This window comes from Moraxella catarrhalis (assembly GCF_001656295.1).
Classification (GTDB): Bacteria; Pseudomonadota; Gammaproteobacteria; order Pseudomonadales; family Moraxellaceae; genus Moraxella; species Moraxella veridica.
In genome coordinates, this window is record NZ_LXHE01000003.1 from 24581 (window position 1) to 48448 (window position 23868).

The 23868-nt window shown below is 46.5% G+C and carries 22 protein-coding genes and 3 pseudogenes; 19 read left to right on the top strand and 6 right to left on the bottom strand.

Translation table 11 applies throughout. The annotated features are described in order from the left end of the window. The first annotated feature begins 4 nt into the window (after positions 1–4). A complete protein-coding gene (locus tag AO382_RS02675) occupies positions 5–601 on the top strand; it encodes a hypothetical protein (RefSeq protein WP_064617958.1) in 597 nt (198 codons plus the stop codon). Between the two features lie 159 nt (positions 602–760). Further along, positions 761–3388, top strand: a complete 2628-nt coding sequence (gene topA, locus AO382_RS02680) for a type I DNA topoisomerase (protein WP_064617959.1) — start codon at positions 761–763, stop codon at positions 3386–3388. 321 nt (positions 3389–3709) lie between these two features. Here topA and polA read toward each other — a convergent pair whose 3' ends face one another. Then, the gene (gene polA, locus AO382_RS02685; RefSeq protein WP_064617960.1) at positions 3710–6598 is read right to left on the bottom strand and encodes a DNA polymerase I; all 2889 of its coding nucleotides are present in this window, start codon (positions 6596–6598) and stop codon (positions 3710–3712) included. Positions 6599–6700: 102 nt separating this feature from the next. Then, positions 6701–7024, bottom strand: a complete 324-nt coding sequence (locus AO382_RS02690; RefSeq protein ID WP_064611225.1) for a hypothetical protein — start codon at positions 7022–7024, stop codon at positions 6701–6703. A 303-nt stretch (positions 7025–7327) separates the two neighbouring features. Here AO382_RS02690 and AO382_RS02695 point away from each other — a divergent pair. From AO382_RS02695 to AO382_RS11420, 4 genes and pseudogenes are all read left to right on the top strand, one after another. After that, positions 7328–7838, top strand: a pseudogene (locus AO382_RS02695) (transposase). A gap of 526 nt (positions 7839–8364) precedes the next feature. Beyond that, positions 8365–8508 (top strand): hypothetical protein, encoded by a 144-nt coding sequence (locus tag AO382_RS10620; RefSeq protein ID WP_154806250.1) that lies wholly within the window; start codon positions 8365–8367, stop codon positions 8506–8508. A gap of 141 nt (positions 8509–8649) precedes the next feature. After that, entirely contained in the window at positions 8650–8796 is a 147-nt protein-coding gene (locus AO382_RS10625; RefSeq protein ID WP_154806251.1) for a hypothetical protein, read from the top strand. Positions 8797–8808: 12 nt separating this feature from the next. After that, positions 8809–8976: pseudogene (locus AO382_RS11420) on the top strand (hypothetical protein); the annotation flags it as partial. Positions 8977–9267: 291 nt separating this feature from the next. Here AO382_RS11420 and AO382_RS02705 read toward each other — a convergent pair. Beyond that, positions 9268–9951 carry a GntR family transcriptional regulator gene (locus AO382_RS02705; RefSeq protein ID WP_064617963.1) on the bottom strand — a complete coding sequence of 228 codons (684 nt, stop codon included), beginning with the start codon at positions 9949–9951 and terminating at the stop codon, positions 9268–9270. Between the two features lie 222 nt (positions 9952–10173). Here AO382_RS02705 and madL point away from each other — a divergent pair, with 222 nt between their 5' ends. The 13 genes from madL (at position 10174) to AO382_RS02765 (ending at position 21388) form a co-directional block, all read left to right on the top strand. After that, positions 10174–10572 carry a malonate transporter subunit MadL gene (madL, locus tag AO382_RS02710; protein ID WP_064617965.1) on the top strand — a complete coding sequence of 133 codons (399 nt, stop codon included), beginning with the start codon at positions 10174–10176 and terminating at the stop codon, positions 10570–10572. A 20-nt stretch (positions 10573–10592) separates the two neighbouring features. After that, the gene (gene madM, locus AO382_RS02715; RefSeq protein WP_064617967.1) at positions 10593–11351 is read left to right on the top strand and encodes a malonate transporter subunit MadM; all 759 of its coding nucleotides are present in this window, start codon (positions 10593–10595) and stop codon (positions 11349–11351) included. A gap of 62 nt (positions 11352–11413) precedes the next feature. Then, positions 11414–13051, top strand: a complete 1638-nt coding sequence (gene mdcA, locus AO382_RS02720) for a malonate decarboxylase subunit alpha (protein WP_064617969.1) — start codon at positions 11414–11416, stop codon at positions 13049–13051. 9 nt (positions 13052–13060) lie between these two features. After that, positions 13061–13372 (top strand): malonate decarboxylase acyl carrier protein, encoded by a 312-nt coding sequence (gene mdcC / locus AO382_RS02725; RefSeq protein WP_064617971.1) that lies wholly within the window; start codon positions 13061–13063, stop codon positions 13370–13372. Continuing rightward, on the top strand, positions 13369–14265 hold the full coding sequence (locus AO382_RS02730) for a biotin-independent malonate decarboxylase subunit beta (protein ID WP_064617972.1): 897 nt from the start codon (positions 13369–13371) through the stop codon (positions 14263–14265). The genes mdcC and AO382_RS02730 overlap by 4 nt, the downstream gene beginning before the upstream one ends. Further along, positions 14262–15017 (top strand): biotin-independent malonate decarboxylase subunit gamma, encoded by a 756-nt coding sequence (locus AO382_RS02735; RefSeq protein WP_064617974.1) that lies wholly within the window; start codon positions 14262–14264, stop codon positions 15015–15017. The genes AO382_RS02730 and AO382_RS02735 overlap by 4 nt, the downstream gene beginning before the upstream one ends. 50 nt (positions 15018–15067) lie before the next feature. After that, positions 15068–15190, top strand: a complete 123-nt coding sequence (locus tag AO382_RS11285; RefSeq protein WP_258865258.1) for a hypothetical protein — start codon at positions 15068–15070, stop codon at positions 15188–15190. Positions 15191–15360: 170 nt separating this feature from the next. Further along, on the top strand, positions 15361–16080 hold the full coding sequence (gene mdcG / locus AO382_RS02740; RefSeq protein WP_064617976.1) for a malonate decarboxylase holo-[acyl-carrier-protein] synthase: 720 nt from the start codon (positions 15361–15363) through the stop codon (positions 16078–16080). Beyond that, on the top strand, positions 16077–16979 hold the full coding sequence (gene mdcB, locus AO382_RS02745; RefSeq protein ID WP_227513609.1) for a triphosphoribosyl-dephospho-CoA synthase MdcB: 903 nt from the start codon (positions 16077–16079) through the stop codon (positions 16977–16979). The genes mdcG and mdcB overlap by 4 nt, the downstream gene beginning before the upstream one ends. Next, the gene (locus AO382_RS02750) at positions 16957–17865 is read left to right on the top strand and encodes an ACP S-malonyltransferase (protein ID WP_064617978.1); all 909 of its coding nucleotides are present in this window, start codon (positions 16957–16959) and stop codon (positions 17863–17865) included. The genes mdcB and AO382_RS02750 overlap by 23 nt, the downstream gene beginning before the upstream one ends. Positions 17866–18013: 148 nt before the next feature. Then, on the top strand, positions 18014–19597 hold the full coding sequence (locus tag AO382_RS02755; protein WP_064617980.1) for a peptide chain release factor 3: 1584 nt from the start codon (positions 18014–18016) through the stop codon (positions 19595–19597). Positions 19598–19614: 17 nt separating this feature from the next. Beyond that, complete coding sequence (locus AO382_RS02760; RefSeq protein ID WP_064608652.1) at positions 19615–20484, top strand: DMT family transporter; 870 nt, start codon at positions 19615–19617, stop codon at positions 20482–20484. A gap of 97 nt (positions 20485–20581) precedes the next feature. Further along, on the top strand, positions 20582–21388 hold the full coding sequence (locus AO382_RS02765; RefSeq protein WP_064603016.1) for a putative RNA methyltransferase: 807 nt from the start codon (positions 20582–20584) through the stop codon (positions 21386–21388). Between the two features lie 140 nt (positions 21389–21528). On the opposite strand, the pseudogene AO382_RS10365 reads toward AO382_RS02765, so the two are convergent. From AO382_RS10365 to AO382_RS02785, 3 genes and pseudogenes are all read right to left on the bottom strand, one after another. Further along, positions 21529–21840 (bottom strand): annotated as a pseudogene (locus AO382_RS10365) (IS982 family transposase); the annotation flags it as partial. Between the two features lie 585 nt (positions 21841–22425). Beyond that, on the bottom strand, positions 22426–22626 hold the full coding sequence (locus tag AO382_RS02780; protein ID WP_064617987.1) for a hypothetical protein: 201 nt from the start codon (positions 22624–22626) through the stop codon (positions 22426–22428). Between the two features lie 203 nt (positions 22627–22829). Next, positions 22830–23813 (bottom strand): replication initiation protein, encoded by a 984-nt coding sequence (locus AO382_RS02785; protein WP_064617989.1) that lies wholly within the window; start codon positions 23811–23813, stop codon positions 22830–22832. Positions 23814–23868: the final 55 nt, after the last annotated feature.

Sequence of the window (23868 nt, forward strand, 5' to 3'; positions counted from 1 at the left end):
TGTGATGTCATTATCAAGCGGAAGTATCGCTGTTATTGTTGTGCTTGTCGTTGCTGGTTTTTTGGTAGGCAATTTTATGGCGGCGCGACCCAATGCTAATGAAGTGCGAGTGGCTGATTTTCGGCTGATGGCACGCAGTTTTGGCATTTTTCCTAAGCTCATTGCTTGCCCAGCTTGGCTTAAAGGTCGGTATGATGCGCTCAAGCCCGCCAAAAAAGATGTGTATGCTAGAGCTGGCAACACGCCTTTGATTGCCCAGTACACTGTCATCATAGAAGATCTTAGGCTGCCAATGGCTCAATATCATGTCATGGCAGATCGTTGGCAGCTGATAACTCAGCAGTTTTATACACCAAAGATGCTAACGCAGGTGCGCCGCCTTGATGAGCAGCCCATGCATCTGCCCGATCACATCAAGACCCAAGTTTTGGGATTGTCGGTCAAGGCAAATCACATCTCACTGTATTGGCTAGATGATAAATATCAGCACAGCCACAAAGCCTATAAGCTCGATAAAGCAAAAGCCCAAGCCGACCTAAATGACATCAAAACCCAGCTGACAGCTTGGGCAAAATTAATTGATGGCGATATGGCATCTTGATAATCGCGATCGGTCATTTGATAAAACTTTGAGCAAATTTTTATAAAATGATTGACAAAACCACATTTGCACCCTATAAATGCAAATTGATACAGAATCATCCAAAGGAATGTAGGGTGATTTTTCAGACATTTATCACATTTAAATAAAGGCATAATCATGGCAACTTCTAAAAAAATGACCACCAAAGCTGAGGCGGCATCGACCAAAGCCAATGCTAAGGGCAAATCCTTAGTGATTGTGGAGTCGCCTGCAAAAGCCAAAACCATTAATAAATATTTGGGTAAAGATTATGTGGTGCGCTCAAGTATCGGTCATGTGCGCGATCTGCCTGTCAGTGGCAGCACATCCAAAGCCAACAAGACCGAGGATGCGGGACTGTCTCGTGAAGAAAAAGCCCAAAAGGCGCTCGTTCGCCGCATGGGCGTTGATCCTGAGCATGATTGGGCGGCTGTCTATGAAGTGCTGCCCAATAAAACCAAAGTCATCCGCGAACTCAAAGCGCTTGCCAAAGACGCTGATAAAATTTATCTAGCCACTGACTTAGATAGAGAAGGTGAGGCGATCGCGTGGCATTTAAAAGAAGTCATCGGTGGCAGTGATGATAAATACAGCCGCGTGGTATTTAACGAAATTACCAAGTCAGCCATCCAAACCGCCTTTGAGCATCCTGATCAACTAAATATCGATCGTGTCAATGCGCAGCAGGCGCGCCGCTTTTTGGATCGTGTGGTGGGCTTTATGGTGTCGCCGCTACTGTGGGCGAAGATCGCGCGCGGATTATCAGCAGGGCGCGTACAAAGCGTGGCGACGCGCTTAGTGGTGGAGCGCGAGCGTGAGATCCGCGCCTTTGTGCCCGTTGAATATTGGAAAATTCATACCAATAACACCGCAGCAGGCGAGACGCTGAACCTTGAAGCGGTTAAGCACGGCGGTAAAACGCTCAAGCTTGGCAATAAAGATCAAGCTAACGAAGTGGTCTTGGCTTTAGGCTCATCAGACTTTATTGTGTCAGCGATCGAAGAAAAGCCCACTCAGTCGCGGGCATCCGCGCCATTCATCACCTCAACGCTTCAGCAAGCTGCCAGTACGCGTCTTGGTTTTAGTGTCAAAAAGACCATGATCTTGGCGCAGCGTCTATACGAAGCAGGGCATATTACCTATATGCGTACTGACTCGACCTTTTTGAGTCAAGATGCCCTGAACTCTGTGCGTGATTATATCACTGAGAATTTTGGTGACGCTTATTTGCCCCAAAAGCCCAATTTTTATGGTAATAAACAAAACGCCCAAGAAGCACACGAAGCGATTCGCCCCTCAAATGTTTCGGTAAAATCCTCGCAACTGACTGGCATGGAGCGTGATGCTCAGCGACTGTATGAACTGATTTGGCGACAGTTTGTGGCGTGTCAGATGACGCCCGCTCGCTATCAGTCGGTGAATCTGATCGTAACTGCCGGTGATGTGGAATTAAAAGCCAAAGGGCGGACTTTGGTGTTTGATGGTTATACACGCGTGCAGCCACCTGCCAAGACTGACGATGTCTTATTGCCTGCTGTCAAAGTGGGTGAAAAGCTGCCACTGATTGAGATTTTGCCGACGCAGCATTTTACCAGTCCGCCTGCTCGCTACAGCGAAGCAAGCTTGGTCAAGGAGCTTGAAAGCCGTGGCATTGGCAGACCGTCCACCTATGCGTCGATCATCTCAACCATCCAAGAGCGCGGCTATGTGCGACTTGAAAATAAACGCCTATATGCCGAAAAAATGGGCGACATTGTCACAGAAAGGCTGGTGGAGAGCTTTCCTGATCTGATGGATTATGCGTTCACTGCAGGGCTAGAAGATAAGCTTGATGAAGTGGCGGTCGGTGATGAAGATTGGAAAGCGGTATTGGATCAATTTTATCATGACTTTAAGCAAAAGCTTGATAGCGCCAAAGCTTCTGATGGGATGCGCCCAAATGATCCGACCAATGTGCCTGATATTCATTGTGATTTGTGCAGCCGTCCTATGCAGGTGCGCACTGGCTCAACGGGAGTATTTTTGGGCTGTACTGGCTATAATCTACCGCCCAAAGAGCGCTGTAAGGGTACCAAAAATCTGATGCCTGTATCGGCATTTGAGTTTGATGCCGATGATGATTCGGCGGAAGTTAATGCGCTTATGGAGAAAAAACGCTGCCCAAAATGCAATACCGCGATGGATGGCTATATCGTCGATGGCGGACTTAAGCTACATATCTGTGGTAATAATCCTGATTGCGATGGCTATGTGCTTGAAAAAGGCGTGTTTGAAGTAGGCGGTGCCACCAGTGATGCACCGACCATTGATTGTGATAAATGTGACGGTCAAATGGAGCTGAAAACGGGGCGATTTGGGGCATATTTTGCATGCAGAAAGTGTGATAATACCCGTAAAGTGCTCAAAAATGGTCAAGCTGCGCCGCCGCGTATGACACCGATTGATATGCCTAATCTGCGCTCACAAAAATTTGATGATCATTATGTGCTACGCGAAGGGGCGGCGGGGCTGTTTTTGGCAGCATCCAAATTCCCCAAAGTGCGCGAAACTCGTCCGCCTAAGCTTAGCGAGCTGCGCGAGATCAAAGATCAGCTTGAGCCTAAATTCCACTATTTGTTCGATGCGCCAGATGCAGATGAAGCAGGTAATCCGACGATCTTACGATGGAGCCGCAAAAATTCAGAGCAATATATCGGCTCAGAAAAAGACGGCAAGGTGACACGCTTTGCGCTCGTTTGGCGTCAAGGTGCTTGGGTGGAAGAATGACCTTAAATAAAAGTTGTAGGAAATATCGCACAAATATTGACGATTTTGGCGTATTTTCATCATCACGGTTTTATTGCATAATACACCCATAGCAAAGGAAAACCCTGATGGAGCAGGGCAAGGATGAAGTGCTATTCATGGAAGGTTGGTAAGGATACGGATTTTACGGTGGTAAAATCATAGAAAATGGCAAGCTGTATCGGTGACGGTACAGCTTGTTGTTTTTGTGTTGATTACAATTAAACCCTGCCTTGGCTCATATTAAAATTAAAAAAATGTGCGACTGATTGAGCCGCACAGTATGTCTTTTAACCAATCGCTTTAATGCGCCTGATCCCAGTTCTCGCCAATACCGACCTCAACCACGAGTGGCACAGCAAAATCAACTTCCCAGCCCAGCTGCTTGGCGGTGTCGGTCAAGGCATTTTGCATCGCTGTTTTGATCAGCTTGCCGATATCATCCGCCTTGTCAGCATCAACTTCAAAAACCAGCTCATCATGCACTTGTAGTAGCAGTTTTGCGTGCGCTTTAGGTAGTACTTCATCTACAGCAATCATTGCAAGCTTGATAATCTCAGCTGCTGAGCCTTGCAATGGGGCATTAATCGCTGCGCGCTCGGCAGCATCTTTGACCATGCGATTGCTGCTTTGGATGTCAGGCGAATACAGCTTACGTGCCAAAATCGTCTGTACATAGCCCAGCTGTTTTGCCATGGCTTTAGTATTTTCCATATAGCCTGCGATGGCAGGGTAGCGCGCAAAATAGCGCTTGATATACTCTTGGGCAACCGGTCTATCAACGCCAAGCTGCTTGGCAAGCCCAAAAGCGCTCATGCCATACAATAGCCCAAAATTCACCGCCTTGGCAGCGCGTCGCTCGCTTGGCGTAACTTCGCTGATGTCTTTGCCCATGATTTCGGCTGCGGTCGCGGTGTGAATGTCCAAATTGTGATTAAAAGCGCGAATCAAGCTTTCATCGCCACTAAAATGCGCCATCAGTCGAAGCTCGATTTGTGAATAATCCGCTGCCAAAATCACGCGACCTGGCGGCGCAACGAACGCCTCACGAATCAGTCGTCCTGTGTCTGTCCGAATGGGAATATTTTGTAGGTTCGGATCTGACGATGACAGGCGACCTGTGCTGGTGAGCGCTTGGTGATAGCTGGTGTGAACGCGCCCTTGACTGTCGGCGGCTTTTGCCAGTGCGTCGGTATAGGTGCTTTTGAGCTTAGATAGGCTGCGATGCTCAAGCACCACATCAATCAGCGGATGATCAATTTTTGATAAGACGGCTTCTGATGTGGAATATTGCCCTGTTTTGGTTTTTTTGCCACCTGCGATGCCTAATTTTTCAAATAAAATCTTGCCAAGCTGTTTTGGACTTGCCAAATTAAACTGCTCACCTGCGATGCGTTCAGCCTCGATTTGCAGTGCCATAATTTTTTTATCAAATTCATCTGATAATTGCCCCAAAAAATCAGTGTCAATTAAAATCCCATCATGCTCCATTTGCGTCAGAATCTGCGCGGTGGGGATTTCAAGCTGATGTAGTAGCTTGGCGGCAGCGTCATAACGGCTTAGATAGTCGCTAAAGACACTGAACAATCGGAAAGTGACATCCGCATCTTCGCACGCATAGCGACTTGCCACGTCTAAGGCGACTTTGTCAAAGCTAAGCTGCTTGGCGCCTTTGCCTGCGACTTGTTCAAAAGTGGTCGTCTGAATGCCCAAATAATGCTCCGCCAAAGCATCCATGCCATGCCGTGTCGCGGCGGCGTTGATGACATAACTGGCAAGCATGGTATCCATTGCCCAGTGGTTTAGGGTGATGCCATATTTTTTGAAGATATGCGCATCATATTTTACGTGTTGTCCGATTTTACCGATGTTTGGGTTTTCTAAAATGGGCTTAAGAGCGGATAACACTTCATCAATCGGCAGCTGATCATCGATCAATACATCAAAATCTTCTGTATGACCCACAGGAATATAATAACCTTCATAGTTGGCAGTGCTCACCGAGATGCCCACCAGCTTTGCTTGTTGCCAGTCAATATTGGTGGTCTCGGTGTCGATGGCAAAATACGGCACTGAGGCTAACTTATTTACAAGCTGATCAAAGGCAGCTTTCGTTGTGATGGTATGGTAGGACACTTCACCTGAAGGCAGTGTTGGTACGCCGTTTGGTGTATCGGCGCTGTCAGCATCAGATGATAAATCTTCGGTCGGCGGAAGGCTTTTGTCTGCTTGATTATTGGACTGAGTCAGCAGCTTGGCGGTGTCGGCGATTTCTTTTTTAAATTCTAATTCTTGAAAAAGTGTATATAACGCAGGCGCGCGTTTTTGCTCGGCAGCTTGACTGTGATCAAGTGCGATGTCATCAAAACCGATGGCAAGTTCAAGATTGGTGACGATGGTGGCTAGTACGCGATTAAGTGGGATATCGTCTTGATTGTCAGCGATACTTTTGCCGACAGCGCCTTTGATGTGCTCAAGATTGGCTAAGATGCCATCGATGTCGTGATATTCATTGAGCAGTTTGGCGGCGGTTTTTTGACCGACCTTGGGGATGCCAGAGATCCCATCGGACGCATCGCCCATCAGGGTCAGATAATCGGCGATCTGCTCACTGGTGACACCAAATTTCTCAACCACACCAGCTTTATCGGTCAGCCTGCCAGTAAAACTGTCTTCAAGTATCACACAGTCATTGACCAGCTGCGCCATGTCTTTATCGCCTGTCGAGATGACCACAGGATACCCATTTTGGCAGGCTTGGCGAGCGAGTGTGCCGATGATGTCATCTGCTTCAAAGCCATCGATCTTGATAAGTGGAATGCCCAGTTTTTCGATCATGTCATGGATATAAGGAATCTGCACGCGCAAATCGTCATCCATCGGCGGACGATGTGCCTTATAAGCTTCAGATAAATCGTGGCGAAAAGTGGGCACTTTGGTGTCAAATGCAACCGCCATGTAGGTAGGATTGTATTTTTTGATGAGTTTATTGAGTGCATTTAGGACGCCGCGAATGGCATTGGTCGGCAGTCCTTGGGAGTTCGATAGAGGCGGCAGACCATGAAAGCAGCGAAACAGATAATAAGAGCCATCCACCAAAATCACAGGTGGTCTTGAGCGGTCAATGTGATCAGTTGGCAGCTTGGCAAGGTTTGGAATGTCAGCGATGTTTGGATAAATGAGATTTGTCATGGTCGTATTTGAATGAGAATTTAAACTATTATAACCAAAAAACCATCGCTTGGGGCATCAGATGTCAAAAAGCCCACCGCTTGGGTGGGCTTTGACTTAGGATTATTTATACTCGGTGCATTCGATATAGTCATCGCGGCAAAACATTTCATGATGAGCGGCGGTGCATTTTTTCTTGGCAGCCAAGCGTGCTTTACCTCGGCTTTCATGTTCAGCGGTAAAAGTGTCTGTGAACGCCTTGATTTTACACACATGGACACTGTTTTTTTCTGTGTCTTTTTTGTCGGTCGTGTTGGTTTTGTCGTGGATGATGACAGGCACGCCTACTGGCACAGGGATAATGACGGTGCCATTGGGCTCATCCATCGGCGCCACGCACGCAGACAGACCCAAAGTGGCGGCGATGACAAGGGCGAATTTATTCATAACATAACCTTAAGTTTCAATGAAACATGATAAAAAAGTTGCGGTATTATATAAGCCAATTACAACATAAGTTTTTGTAATATGTGTCAAATTGTAACAAAATTCATGCAAAAGATAATAATGGTACAGTGCTTAATTTATTGGGGCGTGTTGAACATTGAGAAAGAAAATTTTGCCAAAAAAAATAGCGAGATAGTACACTTTAAGCTCTGAACCAAAAAGAGAACTACTCGCTATGACTAAGCCCAGACTCATGCTAAATGATAAGCGCTAAATGATAAGCAATGGAAAAGACTTAAACCCATTTCACTTGAAATTGGATTATATGACAAACCCAACTTACGAAAGACAGTAGAAGGTGTATTGTATCGAATGCAATTAGGCTTACCATGGCGAGACCTACCCAAATATTTTTAGAAACACAATACAGTTTACAAAGCCTTCAACCGTTGGTCAGCCAATAACAAGCTCATTTTACTGTTTAACAAAGTAATAGACCAACCAGACATGGAATGGGTCTTTATTGATGATAGCCACATCAAAGCCCATCAACATAGCAGTGGAGCAAACCCTAAAGACCAAGCGATTGCTAAAAGTCGTGGGGTAATACAACTAAAATACATTTAGCCGTTGATGCTCATGGTAATCCAATGACCATATGGACTGGTATTTATATAAGTTTCGACATTTAGTCGAAAACGCTTTTTGCAAAATTAAAGATTATCGAGCGATTGCCACACGCTTTGATAAGCTAAAAAGAAACTTTGAAAATAATGTGGCTCTAGCCTTTGCTTATCAATGGCTTAAGATATGAATGTTCAACAGAACCTAATGTGTTTAAATGACAATTTTTTGAGGCTGTAGTAGATGAATACTTCTGCTATACTGCTAATATGGAAACAACTTGTTTTAAAAAATAGCAAATAAAAATGCTTGAATTTTTTACCTATGTTAGCACCAGACAACCAGTAATTTACTATATATTTATCCAAACTTGGCACATTTATTTTTATTATAAAGTCAAGCACGTAATAGAATGCAATCTTGGTCTTGAAATCCACGCTTAGTTTGGTCTTTTAAAGCGTAACGACAAAGTATTTATGGTTAAAAAGATCTCAAACAAAATACGCCATTAGGTAGCACCTGAACAAACTTTTCAATAAAAGATGAAGGCTATATTTAACAATGTGTTGGTTGAAATGTTTGTTTTAAAAAATACGGCTAATAGCCGTATTTTGGTCATTATGTAGCATCTGTGCAAAATAAAATTTCTTAAAAACGGAACCATTCAAAATTCTGCGTCAATCCTGTAAACTACACCCAATGCAAGGATCGACCTGATGCAACAATTTGATCTCAACGAAGCGTTAAAAGCAATTCAAGCAGGCAAACCAATTAATGGTCATGATGGCGTGCTTGCCTCTTTGGTCAAACAACTCACCAAAGCTGCTCTGAATGCTGAAATCAATCACTATTTTGAGTAAGATCTCACCCCTAATGGCAATCGTCGTAATGGCTATACCAAGAAAATGGTTAAATCAGCGGTTGGTAGTTTTGAGATTGAAACACCTCGGTGACAGAAATGGTGAATTTGACCTACTTTGGTCAAGAAGCATCAAGCTACATTGACACCTGAAATAGACAGCCGTATTCTATCGCTATATTCACATAGCTATAAGGCGATCAAAGAGCATATTGCTGAGATTTACCAACTTGAGATATCTCAAGTCGCCATAAGCAGCATCACCGATGAACTGATTGCCAGACTTTAAGCCTGGCAATCTCGCCCACTGGATGGTGTTTATCCTTTTGGATGGTTAGATGTCATTTATTATAAAGTCAAAGAAGAAGGTCGTTATGTCAACAAAGCCATTTATACATTCTTAACACTCAATTGTGATTGTACCGGTACAGACAGCTACAAAAGTTACCATGTCCTTGATATAGAATGATGTAAAGATTTTTAGTATTAAACACCCAGAAGAGTTTGTGCATGACTATAATCATATCAATGGTGTTTCAAAATTCTGTCTGCAAGCTAAGCGAATTCTAAGACAGTATAACGTCATTAGTAAAACACACTGCAATCTTTTTTATTCAAGAATGCAAGTTTGGATTAACTACGGCATATCATCTGATCGGCTTACAGGATTGGCAAAAATGGTGTGGGATTTATGATTTATCTACTACAGTTCCAATCATTAAATTGCATTAATATTTTAAAAAATATCTTTACATTGCTTTCAAAGGTTGAGCTTATTCTTGTGGAATTGTTCAATGGTTGCCATCAAATCAGAGAATTTTTGACCTTGAATAACTACATGTGATCTAAGCAAGGTTTCTGTACGAGCCTCATCATTAGCAAAAATTGCTTCAAGGATTGCTTGATGCTCAGCAAAGGATTTCTCCATACGATTACCTACTCTTAGTTGCAAACGTCTATATGGATGAAGTCTTTTATGTAAAGCAATAGTTTGATCAATTAGAAAGTGGTTATGGCTGGCCTGGTAGATTGCTTCATGAAATAGGCGATTAGCCTCATAGTAGCTTTCAGAGTCTCCCGATTGCATGTAATCGCGACAAGATTCATGCAATTGTAAAATTGCCTGTGTTTGCTCAGGGGTAATCCGACGGCAAGCCAGTCGGCCGCACATAGCTTCAAGTTCTGCCATGACTTCGAACATTTCAAATAGCCGCATAGGATCAGCGGTTGGTATAACAGCTCCGCGGCGTGGGCGTATCTCCACTAAGCCCTCTGATGCAAGTAATTTAAGAGCCTCTCTAATTGGTGTTCGAGATACGCCGTAGCGAGCGCAGAGTTCTTTTTCATCTAATTTGTTACCAGGAGAAAACACTCCATAGATAATATCATCTTCAATACGTTTACTGATTTGTAGAGATAGTGGTAGTTGACTGATAGTACTCATGTATTACACTAATAAAAATTGTATACAAAATTGTTGATCAAAAAAACAATTTAGGGTATATTAAATACAGCTTCAAGCTAGTTAACTGGCAAGAAGTCTCTGTGACAGACATCATTGGCTTAATCGGAACAAATGTGTGTCATATTTTAAGGAGTTATTATAGCAAATTTATCCCTAGGATGGTTGCTATATGTTAGCCAAGGATTATAAAGGGAATGTAATATGTTTATATACGGAACCGCCATACTGGCAGTCTGCCATCTGCTCGGCTCATATCTAGGTAACACACTTGGCACCTTGCTTGGTGTCAAGGCCAACGTCGGCGGTGTGGCTATCGCCATGATTTTGCTGATTATTTCCAAAGAACTTCTTATCAAGCGGGGCGCATTGCCGCAGTCCACGCAGTTTGGCGTGCTGTATTGGTCTGGCATGTATATTCCGATTGTTGTCGCTATGAGCGCAGGACAGAACGTCGTGGCAGCATTGAGCGGCGGTATGGTGGCGGTCGTCGTCTCGGTCGTGTCGCTGGGTGCGACGGTATTCGCCATTCGCTATCTCAACAAAATGTCCAACGACTACGATACTTATGAATGGGAAAGTGACAGTAAACCTGCCGTCTGATTTGTACAAGGAATGTTAATATGGAAGCTATCATTACCGTACTTACCAAAAATGCCCTAGTGACCGCACTTGCCTTCACGGGCTTGTTGATGTACATCTCGCATCTTTTGTCAAAATATCTGACCAAGGGTAAGCTGCAAGGCTCTGCCATCGCCATTACGCTTGGGCTGGTGCTGGCGTACTTCGCTGGCATCTATACCGGCGGCGAAAAAGGTGTTTCTGACATTGCCATTTTCTCAGGATTTGCGTTGTTGGGTGGTGCCATGTTACGTGATTTGGCGATTGCGTCCACCGCCTTTGAAGTGGATGTCAAAGAAGTCAAAAAAGCAGGCAAAATCGGACTGATCGCCCTGGCTTTGGGCTGTGTCGTGCCGTTTGTTGCGGGGGCGGCGATTGCATGGATTATGGGGTATAAGGACGCTGCATCGATGTCCACCATTGGGGCAGGAGCGATGACCTACATCGTCGGGCCTATCACCGGCTCGGCGGTGGGTGCAAGCTCAGAAATCATCGCCTTGTCTATCGCCATTGGACTGGTCAAATCTGTGTTTTTTATGGTGGGCACGCCTTTGTTTGCCAAATTTATGCAGCTCAAAAGCCCACGCTCTGCCATGATATTTGGTGGCTTGGCAGGCACGACCAGCGGTGTGGCGGCAGGACTTGCGGGCACGGATGTGCGTCTGGTGCCTTATGGGGCGCTGGTGGCGACGTTTTATACAGGGCTTGGCTGTTTGCTGGCGCCGTCGGTGTTTTTCTTAATCCTAAACCTGTTTTTTTAAGCTTGGTTTGTATCCTGCCAAATCGTCAAAGTCTTTAAAAAGTTTTTAAAAGGTAATCACTTATGACCACATGGAACCAAAAGCAGCAGCGCAAAGCGCAAAAACTTGCCAAAGCCTGCGACAGCGGTTTTGACAAATATGTGCCACACGAGCGCATCATCGCCCTGCTCGAGACCGTCATCGACCGTGGCGACAGAGTCTGCCTAGAAGGCAACAACCAGAAGCAGGCGGATTTTTTGTCCAAAAGTCTTAGCAGCTGCAACCCCGACATCGTCAATGGCTTGCACATCGTGCAGTCGGTGCTGGCGCTGCCCAGTCATATTGATGTGTTTGAGCGGGGGATTGCATCGAAGGTGGATTTTTCGTTCGCTGGCCCGCAGAGTCTTAGGCTTGCCCAGCTGGTCCAAGCCCAAAAAATCACCATAGGGGCGATTCATACGTATCTTGAGCTGTATGGGCGTTATTTTATCGACCTAACGCCAAACGTGGCGCTCATCACCGCTCATGCTGCGGACAAACGGGGCAATCTATACACAGGCGCTAACACCGAAGACACGCCAGCGATCGTCGAAGCGACCACCTTTAAAAGCGGCATCGTCATCGCGCAGGTGAATGAAATCGTCGATGAGCTGCCACGAGTGGACATTCCGTCTGACTGGGTAGACTACTACACTCAAAGCCCCAAGCACAACTACATCGAGCCGTTATTCACCCGTGACCCTGCGCAGATTACCGAGATTCAAATCTTGATGGCGATGATGGCGATCAAAGGCATCTATGCGCCTTATAAGATCAATCGCCTAAATCACGGTATCGGCTTTGATACCGCTGCCATTGAGCTTTTGTTGCCCACTTATGCTGAGTCATTGGGGCTCAAGGGCGAGATTTGTACGCATTGGGCGCTCAATCCGCATCCGACGCTCATCCCTGCCATTGAGAGCGGCTTTATCCACTCGGTGCATAGCTTCGGCTCAGAGGTGGGTATGGAAAATTATGTCAAAGCGCGCAGTGATGTTTTCTTCACGGGGGCGGATGGCAGTATGCGTTCTAATCGTGCTTTTAGCCAGACTGCTGGACTGTATGCGTGTGATTTATTTATTGGTTCAACGTTGCAGATTGATTTGCAAGGCAACAGCTCCACCGCCACCGCCGACCGTATCGCAGGCTTTGGCGGTGCGCCAAACATGGGCTCAGACCCGCACGGTCGTCGCCATGCCAGCTATGCTTATATGAAAGCAGGGCGTGAAGCGGTCGATGGCAGCCCAATCAAGGGGCGCAAACTGGTCGTGCAGATGGTCGAGACTTATCGAGAGCATATGCAGTCGGTGTTCGTCAATGAGCTTGACGCCTTTAAACTACAACAAAAAATGGGTGCTGACTTGCCACCTATCATGATTTATGGCGATGATGTCACGCATATCGTCACCGAAGAAGGCATCGCCAATCTGCTGCTGTGCCGCACGCCTGATGAGCGGGAGCAGGCGATTCGTGGTGTGGCGGGCTATACGCCGATTGGGCTGGGTCGTGATGATACGATGGTGGCTCGCCTGCGTGAGCGTAAAGTCATCCAACGCCCTGAAGATTTGGGCATTAACCCTATGCACGCAACCCGTGATTTGCTTGCCGCTAAGTCGGTCAAAGATTTGGTGCGCTGGTCGGACAGGTTGTATGAGCCACCAAGCCGCTTTAGAAACTGGTAGGAGAAAGACATGCAGACACTACATTTTACACTCAGCTCTGCCGCTGCCCCCCAGCGTGATGATGACATCATCTGTGGCGTGGTCGGCTCAGGCAACCTAGAAGTACTCATCACTCGCCATGATGCCCCAGAATGCACCATGACCGTCCACACGTCGGCAGAAGGTTTTGATAAAGTCTGGCAAGCGGTGCTTGATGATTTTAGTCAGCGCTATGCTGTCGGCGGACTGAACTTTGAAATCAATGACATGGGGGCGACCCCTGCGGTGGTCAGCCTACGACTCAGCCAAGCGATGACGATGCGACAAGGAGAGACGTCATGATAAAAAACAGCTTTTATGAAAAAACCGCCCGAGAGCGCATCGCTGCCTTGTGCGACGCTGGCAGTTTTGTTGAAATCCTAAAACCAGCCAGCATCGCCAAAAGCCCACATCTGACAAGTCTAGGCATCACAGGCAGCTTTGATGACGGGGTCATCATCGGCACCGCCAGCATGAACGGTCAGCCTGCGCATGTCATCGCCCAAGAAGGTCAGTTCATGGGTGGGGCAGTCGGTGAGATTCATGGTGCCAAAATCACAGGGCTGCTGCTCAAAGCAATCGCTGACGGCTCATCGGCAGTCATCCTGCTGGCGGACTCAGGCGGCGTGCGCCTACATGAAGCCAATGCAGGACTGATTGCAATCTCTGAAATCATGCGCGCGATGCTACAGGTGCGCCAAGCGGACATTCCAGTAATCACCGTGATCGGCGGTATCTGCGGAGCATTCGGTGGTATGGGTATTAGCAGCTGTCTAAGCAGCCACATCATCATGAACGAAGAAGGTCGCCTTGCTTTGTCTGGCCCTGAAGTCATCGAGACGGTCAAAGGTGTGGCAGAGTTCGATGCCAAAGACCGTGCGCTGGTGTGGCGGGTGACTGGCGGCAAGCACCGCTATCTCATGGGTCATGCGGATACGCTGGTCGAAGACGACATCGAGCAGATGCGTGCTGCGATCGTGCATGCCATGAGCCTGCCTGTGGTAGCACTCGATTTGGCGACGCTACAGCAGGCACAGCATGAGCTACATGCCCAGCAGGACACATGGTTTGGACAAAAAGACGGTCGTGACATCTGGGCTGGCATGGGCATCGCTGACGCCGATAAAATCCCCATGCTCTCTGCCGCTGCCGTCACCAAGCTAAAAGCTGAGCTTACCAAGGAGAATCACGCATGAGCACACCCACACACGATACCAAGGCGCACTATGCCGCCACCGAAAGCCTACTGGGGCAGCTGCTGCCCAATGGCTTGACATATGACATTGATGGACACATCATCACAGGCCATGCCGACACATCGGCAGGGCGGGTGCGCCTGCTCGGCACGGTGCATGGGGCTGCCATGAATCATCAGATTGCCATACGGCTGGCAGATGAGATTTTGGCACTCATCGCCGACGGTGACAAAACCCCTGTGGTCTTCGTCGTCGATACCCAAGGGCAGGATTTGTCCCGCGCAGATGAGCTGCTGTGCCTAAACCACAGCTTTGCCCACTTAGCCAGCTGCGTGGAGCTTTTGCGGGTGTCAGGTTATGCCAATCTGGCGATTATCTTTGGGCAGGCGGTGAGCGGTGGCTTTTTGTCCTATGGGCTTATGGCGAACGAAGTCTACGCCTTTGATGATTCGCAGGTGAAAGTCATGGATTTGAACGCCATGGCTCGAGTGACCAAAATCCCCGTCGAGCGCCTACAATCGCTGTCGCAGACATCGGCAATTTTCGCCCCTGGGGTAGAAAACTACTACAAAATGGGCGCAATCAAAGACATATGGACGACACCTGTCACTAGCGATGTCATCGGCGATGCGCTCGCTCGTCAGCAGGCGGACATCAGCGCTGTCAGCATGGATAAGCGCCGCACGCTTGCCCAAGAGCGGCAAGGCAGGCAGCTGTGCGCTGACATCGTGCAGGCGGTATTGTCAGCCTAAAAAACGCTGGGGTAAGCTCGCCCCAGTACTTCGCTCCCAAAAAGTCACCGATGATGCGCACGTGTCTGGGTGGCGTGTGGGACTTTGTTGGTGTGCTGTGGCGATGTGCTATGCCGATTTACCATGCTCAAGTTATCATGCCTAAGCTGCCATACCTAAGCTACCATGTCTGAGTTACCATGCCAAATACTTGCCCATACACAAGGGTGGACAGAGTGTGTAAAACTTGGCTGTTGGTGCCATAAGAGCGTGCTTATGCTTGATAGGCTTGCATGGATAGGGCTATGATAGCTGTCGGGTTTGCCAAAAAGTGAGAAGGACAAAGATAAAAAGGACGAAAAAAATGCAGCGACACGACCTTGTACATATCGCTAATGCAGCTTGGGTGCAGCCATGCGCTGACAGCTTACCTGATATGGCTGTTGCCAAGTTTTTTGCGCTGCTTGGTCAGGGGTTGCCATTGACCGTCACTCGCCAGCCTAGCTGTGATGACGGGCGCATCTGTCTTGCCATGAATGTGCTGACACATCAGGGCAAATACCGTGTGGCATGTCATACCCCGATGACCAATATCACCGACATCAGTCCACCGCTGCCAGTGATGCAGGCGGCAAGTCTGTTTGATGCGTGGTCAGCGCAGCAGCTTGGCGAGCTGGTCAGCAGACTGCAGGCGTGTGGGTGTGCAGTGCATGTCTATGGCTCCTATGCTTATCAGCTGCTGACTGGTGAACCTTATGTCACGCCATTGTCTGATGTGGATTTGTTGTTTGTGCTTGATGATTGGCGGCAGCTGTCGGCGGTCATGATGCAGATTGCGGATTTTCGGGCGGTGTTTGAGCGGCGTATTGACGGAGAAATGAGCGTGCGCCTGCCTGATGTGGCAGAAGTGGTGCAGTTTTCGTTTAATGAATATTTGACGCTGACAACCAACCCTGCCTGCGCCCAAATCATCATCAAAAGCTTGCATGATGTCAGACTGTATCATGCCGCTGGACTGTTGGGCTTGGCACAAGATACGCCACCAAAATCATCGCTGGCATTGTCACAAGGAGAGACATCGTGAAGCGCTTAGATTATCACTTTTTTTATCCAGCACATGCCAGCACGCTTGGCGCAGATATGTGCCATGCCATAGATGCGCTGGCGCGTGATGCGCTGACTGCCGAAGCTGCCTTAGAGCATAAGCCGGGGCTAGTCTGCCCAAGCAGTAATAACAGTCACCCTGACATGGATTTTGCGCTGTTTTGTCGCAGTATCGATGCGCTGACGGGGTATTTTGCTGATATGGTGTGGTTTGGCTATGCGCAGGTGGATTTTGAGAGCATCAGACAGCGTGCGATACAGGCTGAGACGCTTATGCTGCAGGCGACAGGTGGCATCAATACGCACCGTGGGGCGATTTTTAATCTGGGGTTTATGTGTTTGGCGATCGGGCGACTGCTGGCGCAGGATGAGCCTTTGAGCGCTGATAACATCTGTACGGCAATCATCACGCATTGGCAATACGACCTGCTACACACCCTACCACGCAAGGCGGACAGCCACGGACAGCAGATGCGCCAAGCCTATGGCATCAGCGGAGCTATCGAAGAAGTGGCATCTGGATTTATGAGCATACGCCGTCATGCTCTGCCTTGCCTACAACACGCCAAAGCGCTGATGAGCGGCGATGCCAGCGCTGAGCAAGCGCACCTACAGACGCTGCTGACGCTCATCGCCCACATCAGCGACAGCAACATCGTCTGGCGGGGCGGTATGGCAAGGCTACAACAGGCGCAGGCGCTGGCGCAGGATTTTTTGCGTATGGGCGGCATGTATCAGCCCGATGCTTATGCAGCATTGCAGCGCATTCGTGATTATTTTAGTGAGCAAGGCTTAAGCGCTGGGGGCAGCGCCGATTTGCTCGGAGCGACGATATTTTTGGATAAGGTGGTGCACGATGAGTATCGCAGTTATCTTTAGTGGGCAAGGGCTACAAGCGCAGGCACACATCGATGAGCTGCTCGCTTGGGCGACCGAGACAGACCAGCTGTCGGTGCTACAGACGCAGCTGCCAGAGTTGTTCACTCGGGCGGATGAACCGCTTGATGCGTGGTTTTATGACAATCTGGTGGCGCAGCCGTTTTTGTTGGCTCTGCAGTACAGCCGCTGGCAGTATCTGACGGCGCAGGGCGTGACGGCAGATTATTTGCTTGGCTACTCGCTGGGTGAGCTGACGGCGTTTTGTATCAGCATTGGGCTGGAGCTATCCACGGCGATGACGCTGGCGCGCACCCGAGCCAGCCTAATGAGTGCTGCCTGTGCCGACAGTGCAGGGCTGGTGTCGGTGCAGGGCGTGCATCACAGTGAGTTATTGCCCATACTTGCCCAGACAGATACGCATTTGTCCATTGCCTTATCAGCGGTGGGGCATATCGTCGGAGGCAGGCAGGATGACCTAGCTCAGCTGGTGTGGCAGCTGGGTGAGCTCGGTTATCGGCAGCTTAAGTACCTAAATGTCTCTATCCCGTCACACACACCGCTGATGCATGTGGCGATGCTGCCATTTCAGGACGCACTCATCCCATATCAGACCCATAGGCTTGCGTTGCCGATCATCAGCGGCACACGGGGGCGCATTGCCTACCAAGCTGCCGATGCCGCTCGGCACCTGACCCACCAGATAGACCACCACATTGACTGGCATACCACCATGCAGATGCTGGCAGAATATCAGCCGAGTGTCGTGCTGGAGATTGGCGCTGGCGGTGCGCTATCTAAGCTGGCAGGCGAGCAGTTGCCTAATGCTAAGGTACGCTCTGTCGATGACTTTGGGCATATCGATGATGTGCTGATGTGGTTGGCTTAGAGTGGCTGGATTAGGCTTGTTTGGACTCGTTCCACCAATCCCTGATAATATTCAACCTTTCTGTTCGTATCGCTCACTTTTGCGGTAGTTTTTGCACTGCTTTTTACGGTATAATACCCCCCCTTTTTTTTATTTTGATAGACTGATTATGACCGATTTTCACGACCACATCAATTCTCGCCGCACTTTCGCCATCATCAGCCACCCCGACGCTGGTAAAACCACCATGACCGAAAAGCTACTACTTTGGGGCAAGGCAATTCAGGTAGCAGGCGAGGTGCGTGGACGCAAAGCCGACCGCCACGCCACATCCGATTGGATGAGCATGGAGCAAGAGCGTGGCATCTCTATCACCACATCGGTCATGCAATTTCCCTATAAAAATCATGTGGTTAATCTGCTAGATACCCCAGGACACGCCGATTTTTCAGAAGATACCTACCGCACACTGACCGCTGTGGACTCTGCCCTTATGGTGATTGACGGTGCTAAGGGCGTTGAGGAGCGGACGATTAAGCTTATGGAGGTGTGTCGCATGCGTGATACGCCCATCATCTCATTTGTCAATAAACTTGACCGTGAGATTCAAAATCCGCTTGCCTTGCTTGATGAGATTGAAAGTGTCCTAAAAATCAAATGTGTGCCATTTGCTTATCCCATTGGTATGGGTCAGGACTTTGTGGGGGTATATAGTTTTGTGGATAACAAGACTTACTTTTATAAAAAAGGCTTTGGTTCACAAATTGTAGAGATTGAGAGTAAAGATGGCTATGACCATGCTGACATTAAGGACAGGCTTGGGCAGATTTTGTGGGATGAATTTATAGAAAACATTGAACTTGCCCAAATGGCGTATGAAGATTGGGATGAGCGTGAATTTTTGGCAGGTCGTCAAACGCCTGTGCTGTTTGGTACGGCGTTAGGCAATTTTGGCGTAAACATGATTTTGGATGTGCTGACCCAATACGCACCGCCCCCAAAAGACCATGTGGCAATAGAGCGGACGGTAAAAGCGGACGAACCTGCCTTTACAGGTTTTGTCTTTAAAATTCAAGCCAACATGGACCCTAAGCACCGAGACCGTGTCGCCTTTATGCGAGTGTGTTCGGGCAAATACGAGCGTGGCATGAAAATGAACCATGTGCGTCTTGGCAAAGAAGTGCGAGTGTCGGACGCTCTCATGTTTTTGGCAGGCGACCGTGAGACGCTAGATGAGGCGTATGCTGGTGATATCATTGGTCTGCACAATCATGGCACGATACAAATTGGCGATAGTTTCACGAGTGGCGAGACCCTAAATTTTACAGGCATTCCGCACTTTGCCCCTGAACTGTTTCGCCGTGTGGTGCTAAAAGACCCGATGAAATCCAAGCAATTACAAAAGGGCTTACAACAACTTTCCGAAGAAGGGGCAACTCAGGTGTTTATGCCCCAAATCAACAACGATTTGATTTTGGGGGCGGTGGGCGTGCTACAATTTGAGGTGGTGGCACACAGATTATTAGAAGAATATAAAGTACAATGCACCTTTGAACCGATTAGCATTGCAACGGTGCGATGGGTTTACTCTGATGATAAAGTCGCTTTTGAAAAATTTAAGAAAAAAGCCCACGACCAGCTGTCGGTAGACGGCGGTGGTTATCTGACTTATCTTGCCCCCAGCCGTGTCAATTTACAACTCATGCAAGAGCGGTATCCTGAGGTTGAGTTTAGAAGTACAAGGGAGCATTAGTCGCACGATAAGATCACATGAAAATTACCCAACATGCCGATACAGGCTCGGTCATAGGTTCACTTTGGATGGTAGTCGGTGCTATTGGTTTTAGCATCATGGGACTGCTGGTCAAGATGACAGGCACACGCTTTGAGATGCATGAATATGAGTTGGTTTTTTGGCGTGTTGTTTTTGCTGCAACTGTTTTAGGTCTGCAAGCTGCACTGACAAAAAAACAATTTTCAACACGCTATCCACAAGCACACTTTTGGCGTTCTTTGGCTGGTACAATCAGCTTATTTATGTTCTTTTTTGGTTTGGTGCATTTGCCGCTGGCAACTGCCATTACCTTTAGCCACACATCAGCGATATTTTTGGCAATTTTTTCAGTCATTCTTCTGAAGCAATTCCCCAGTCGCCTAACTTGGTTTGCACTCATGCTGGGTTTATGTGGCATTATGCTAATTTTAAGACCCAGTATTCTTGGACATGGGTTATTGCCAACGCTCATTGGGCTGACAAGTGGTGCAATGGCAGGCTATGCGTATCTACAGGTGCGTGAGCTGTCTTTATTGGGCGAACCTTCTTGGCGAATTGTGTTTTATTTTGCACTACTTGCAACACTCATTTCAGCGATTGCCAGTACAGTGGTAGGATGGACACCCATACAGCCCCAAATGTTACCTTATTTATTTGGTATTGGTCTATTTGCGATGATAGGGCAGTTATCGCTGACACATGCCTACAAGGTTGGGCGTAAATTCATGGTATCGGCATTGGGCTACTTGGTGGTGGTACTCTCGATGCTGTATGGGGTCATATTTTTTGATGAAGTCTTACCCGTCATGGCGATGGTTGGTATCGTACTTGTGATTGCAAGTGGCATTTTGGCAGGTAAAAAATAAGTGTCTGACCTAAGCGTCGTGATCCCACATTGCTTAAGCCTTTTGTTTATTGATAACTGTGTTAAACTATCTGCCACATTCCTTAATTCTTAATACCATGCTTATCTGTCCAATTTGTCATTTATCGCTAAATTTTACAAATAAAACCTACCAATGTGCCAATCAGCACAGTTTTGATGTCGCCAAAGACGGTTATGTAAACTTACACTTAGTGCAACATAAAAAAAGTAAACATCCTGGTGATACGCCTGCTGCTGTGCAAGCACGGCGTGCATTTTTATCAGCGGAGCATTATCAACCGCTCAAATCAGCCATTGTAAACATGATTGGAAATATTCGCCCCAAAACGATACTTGATATCGGGTGTGGTGAGGGTTATTATACCCAAGCTTTGGGCAGCATTTGTGATCATGTGATTGGGCTTGATATTGCCAAATCAGCCATTCAGACTGCTGCCAAAGCTGATGGGTCAAACCAAATCACTTGGGTAGTGGCAACAGGGTCTGTATTGCCTATTGCTGATAAGTCCATAAATATGTGTACCAGCTTTTTTAGTCCGCTACCAAAAGATGAAATACGGCGAGTGCTTTGTGATGGTGGCTACTTGATGGTGGCATCTGCTGCTCCCAATCATTTGTATGATATGCGTGCAGCGTTATTTGAGACGGTAGTTGCACATCACCCCAACAAATCCATACAAAGGCTTGCACCTGAATTTTGTTTGGTTGACCAAGCATATATTACCGCACCGATGCACTTGGATAATACGGCTCTTAAAAACTTAATTGCCATGACGCCTTATGCCTATAAGGCAAAATCTGAGCGTCGTGCTGCACTTGAATGCTGTGAGAGCTTTTTTGTACAAGCTGAATTTTGTCTATTTTTATTTAAAAAATTACAATAATTTATCCCACTCTCAACTTGAAATAAGCAACTCAAACTGAAGCGGGGGATTACCTAGTGTTTATTAATCACAAAGCAGAAGTTATAAGCCAATATTTTACGCATAAATCTGTGAGACAAATGCCATAAATCTCTAGCTCTAATAAAGTGGATATTGTCTTGCCCATGCTGTTGTATCAAAGTTTTTACCTGTAACAAATTAACGCACTGCTTGGCGAAGTTTGGGTATGAGCCTAGATTGGGAAACCATGCTTGCCAATGCTGTTTAAAATACTGATGGATTTATGAGTTGGTGTCCATTTGTAAAAACTCACCCACTAACTCCATGGTGATGATTTCACTGTCAGTGAGCTTGGGTGCATATCCGCCTTGTCTTAGGCGGTTTGTTACAATTTTTTTATAATAGTCATCTACCATTAGATAGATTTTAATGATAAATTCGTCAATGGGCATGGCTTATCCTCTAATCTTTTTGGTCTTTGATTAAAGTTTAAGTTCATACCTTCTTTGTTTCAATCTCTCTTAAAGGTGTTGAGAGTGGGGTTAATTTTATTCCAAGATAACCTACTGACATCAAAGTAATTTTTAATAACGATAGGCTTTTTATCGTGGCAATTGTTGAGAAAATCTAACTTATTGAAGTTCTTACTCATATCTGCATTATTTAGAAAATAACATAAACCAATGCCAACCATTTTCATAAAGATAAAATGAAGCCACAATACACCCCATACATACTAAACACATATAAGCTCTAAAATTGTGGTTTTCAAAATTAAACATTTTTTCTATGGATGTGCAGGTGGTATAAAAAATCAAGCCGAATACAACAGCTGAAATTAAAATAAAAACCGTTTGATTCATTATATTTTTATCTGATTTGAATTGGATTTATTGGTAGTTTGTGCCAGCTTTGTCTTGAGATATTTTTACAGCCGCTTGGGTAAAACCATTAATACTACCTGATACAGCACCAGTACCCATTGCTGCTCTCACAGAATTTGTGGAGAAGTTAGACATGATTTTTTTTTGCCCCTGTTACGGTAATATTTGCCCCCCCCTAGCAACTACACCAACACCTGTACCCATTACTGCACCTTCAACAACAGCTCCTGCAAATCCTGCTTTATCCATTTGGTTGCCTGCTAAGGTATTGGATACGACATAATAAGTAGCACCAGCAACAGCTCCTGCTCCACCACTTACCATACCAATCTCACTTAAAGATAATTCGCGCATCAATCTTCCTTTTCTTGAATTAAAGGAAAAATTATACGAGAGAAATTTAAGGCAGTCAAGCCTAATACACCCCCATAACTTGCCTAAAATAATGTCTTACCATCGGATTTTTGTAGGCGGTGTTACTTACCATATCTTTATCAAAAATTGACTGCATAACAGGGTTAATCAGCTTTTGAACTTCGCTAACAATGCAATTTTGTTCATCTTGGGGGTAAGCTCTCAAAATACGCAATAAACGACCTATTCTCACTTTCTTGGCGTTGTTTTTCTGCTTGCTCTGCTAGTTTGGCTTGTTTTTCACGCTCCGCTTGCTCCTTGCGTGCTAGGCGTTCATTTTCGGCTTTTTGTAACTGCTCATAATATTCATCAAGCCCCCAACGGTCGGCAATGGCTTTTTGCTCAATGTTTTTTCTATGAAAATCGTTCACTAATTCGCCCTTACTCTCCAAATGGACGATATAGTCAGCGACTTTTTGGTGGACGATAGCAAGTTCTTTGTCGGTCAAACCATGTAAAATGCTTGGGATGTTGGGGTCTTTATCTTTGCTTTCAATTTGTGCTTTATTGGGTCTTTTATCTTTGATTTTTACGATTAAGTGTGTGATTATTTTGCCTAGTTTTTGTTGTTCAAGGGTTAATTCAAAATCCCCTTGTTTATTTACCCCCTTAATCGCAGGTTCAATAACCCATCTTTTGAATTCAGCAATTTTGCCATATTTATCAGATAATCCAAAGAAGTGTCGCCAATCGTCCACGCTTTTTTTGCAATAACCAATTTTTACCCACTTACAAGCCATTTCATACATTCGCTTCATGGGTGTAATATTCATGTCTATGGTTTTATCGTAAGGATAAGCTGTGTAATCAATCTCACTATTATCAATCAAATACATCACATCATCGCTAAATCGAAAATAGACAAATGACCCCTCTTCGCTGTAACCCACTCTATCCACTAGTTTGATATGGAGTTTCATTTTGGCATAATTGCCGTGCTTTGGCTTAGTACCAATAATCACATTTGAATGGTATCTGTCAGAATTTAGGGCTATATCTGTTCGTTGTTCCTGTGTTAGCCGTGAAGTAGCATTGAAGTCATAATACGCATCGCAACGGATAGAAGCGTTTTCAAGCTCCAAAACAGCCTTTAGATAGATTTTAATGATAAATTCGCCAATGGGCATGGCTTATCCTCTAATCTTTTTGGTCTTTGATTAAAGTTTAAGTTCATGCCTTCTT

Excerpts from the sequence above, each read along its gene's own strand:
- AO382_RS02675 (WP_064617958.1), top strand. The coding sequence starts at position 5 with ATGTCATTATCAAGCGGAAGTATCGCTGTTATTGTTGTGCTTGTCGTT.
- topA (WP_064617959.1), top strand. The coding sequence starts at position 761 with ATGGCAACTTCTAAAAAAATGACCACCAAAGCTGAGGCGGCATCGACC.
- polA (WP_064617960.1), bottom strand. The coding sequence starts at position 6,598 with ATGACAAATCTCATTTATCCAAACATCGCTGACATTCCAAACCTTGCC.
- AO382_RS02690 (WP_064611225.1), bottom strand. The coding sequence starts at position 7,024 with ATGAATAAATTCGCCCTTGTCATCGCCGCCACTTTGGGTCTGTCTGCG.
- AO382_RS10620 (WP_154806250.1), top strand. The coding sequence starts at position 8,365 with ATGCAACAATTTGATCTCAACGAAGCGTTAAAAGCAATTCAAGCAGGC.
- AO382_RS02705 (WP_064617963.1), bottom strand. The coding sequence starts at position 9,951 with ATGAGTACTATCAGTCAACTACCACTATCTCTACAAATCAGTAAACGT.
- madL (WP_064617965.1), top strand. The coding sequence starts at position 10,174 with ATGTTTATATACGGAACCGCCATACTGGCAGTCTGCCATCTGCTCGGC.
- madM (WP_064617967.1), top strand. The coding sequence starts at position 10,593 with ATGGAAGCTATCATTACCGTACTTACCAAAAATGCCCTAGTGACCGCA.
- mdcA (WP_064617969.1), top strand. The coding sequence starts at position 11,414 with ATGACCACATGGAACCAAAAGCAGCAGCGCAAAGCGCAAAAACTTGCC.
- mdcC (WP_064617971.1), top strand. The coding sequence starts at position 13,061 with ATGCAGACACTACATTTTACACTCAGCTCTGCCGCTGCCCCCCAGCGT.
- AO382_RS02730 (WP_064617972.1), top strand. The coding sequence starts at position 13,369 with ATGATAAAAAACAGCTTTTATGAAAAAACCGCCCGAGAGCGCATCGCT.
- AO382_RS02735 (WP_064617974.1), top strand. The coding sequence starts at position 14,262 with ATGAGCACACCCACACACGATACCAAGGCGCACTATGCCGCCACCGAA.
- AO382_RS11285 (WP_258865258.1), top strand. The coding sequence starts at position 15,068 with ATGATGCGCACGTGTCTGGGTGGCGTGTGGGACTTTGTTGGTGTGCTG.
- mdcG (WP_064617976.1), top strand. The coding sequence starts at position 15,361 with ATGCAGCGACACGACCTTGTACATATCGCTAATGCAGCTTGGGTGCAG.
- AO382_RS02750 (WP_064617978.1), top strand. The coding sequence starts at position 16,957 with ATGAGTATCGCAGTTATCTTTAGTGGGCAAGGGCTACAAGCGCAGGCA.
- AO382_RS02755 (WP_064617980.1), top strand. The coding sequence starts at position 18,014 with ATGACCGATTTTCACGACCACATCAATTCTCGCCGCACTTTCGCCATC.
- AO382_RS02760 (WP_064608652.1), top strand. The coding sequence starts at position 19,615 with ATGAAAATTACCCAACATGCCGATACAGGCTCGGTCATAGGTTCACTT.
- AO382_RS02765 (WP_064603016.1), top strand. The coding sequence starts at position 20,582 with ATGCTTATCTGTCCAATTTGTCATTTATCGCTAAATTTTACAAATAAA.
- AO382_RS02780 (WP_064617987.1), bottom strand. The coding sequence starts at position 22,626 with ATGCGCGAATTATCTTTAAGTGAGATTGGTATGGTAAGTGGTGGAGCA.
- AO382_RS02785 (WP_064617989.1), bottom strand. The coding sequence starts at position 23,813 with ATGCCCATTGGCGAATTTATCATTAAAATCTATCTAAAGGCTGTTTTG.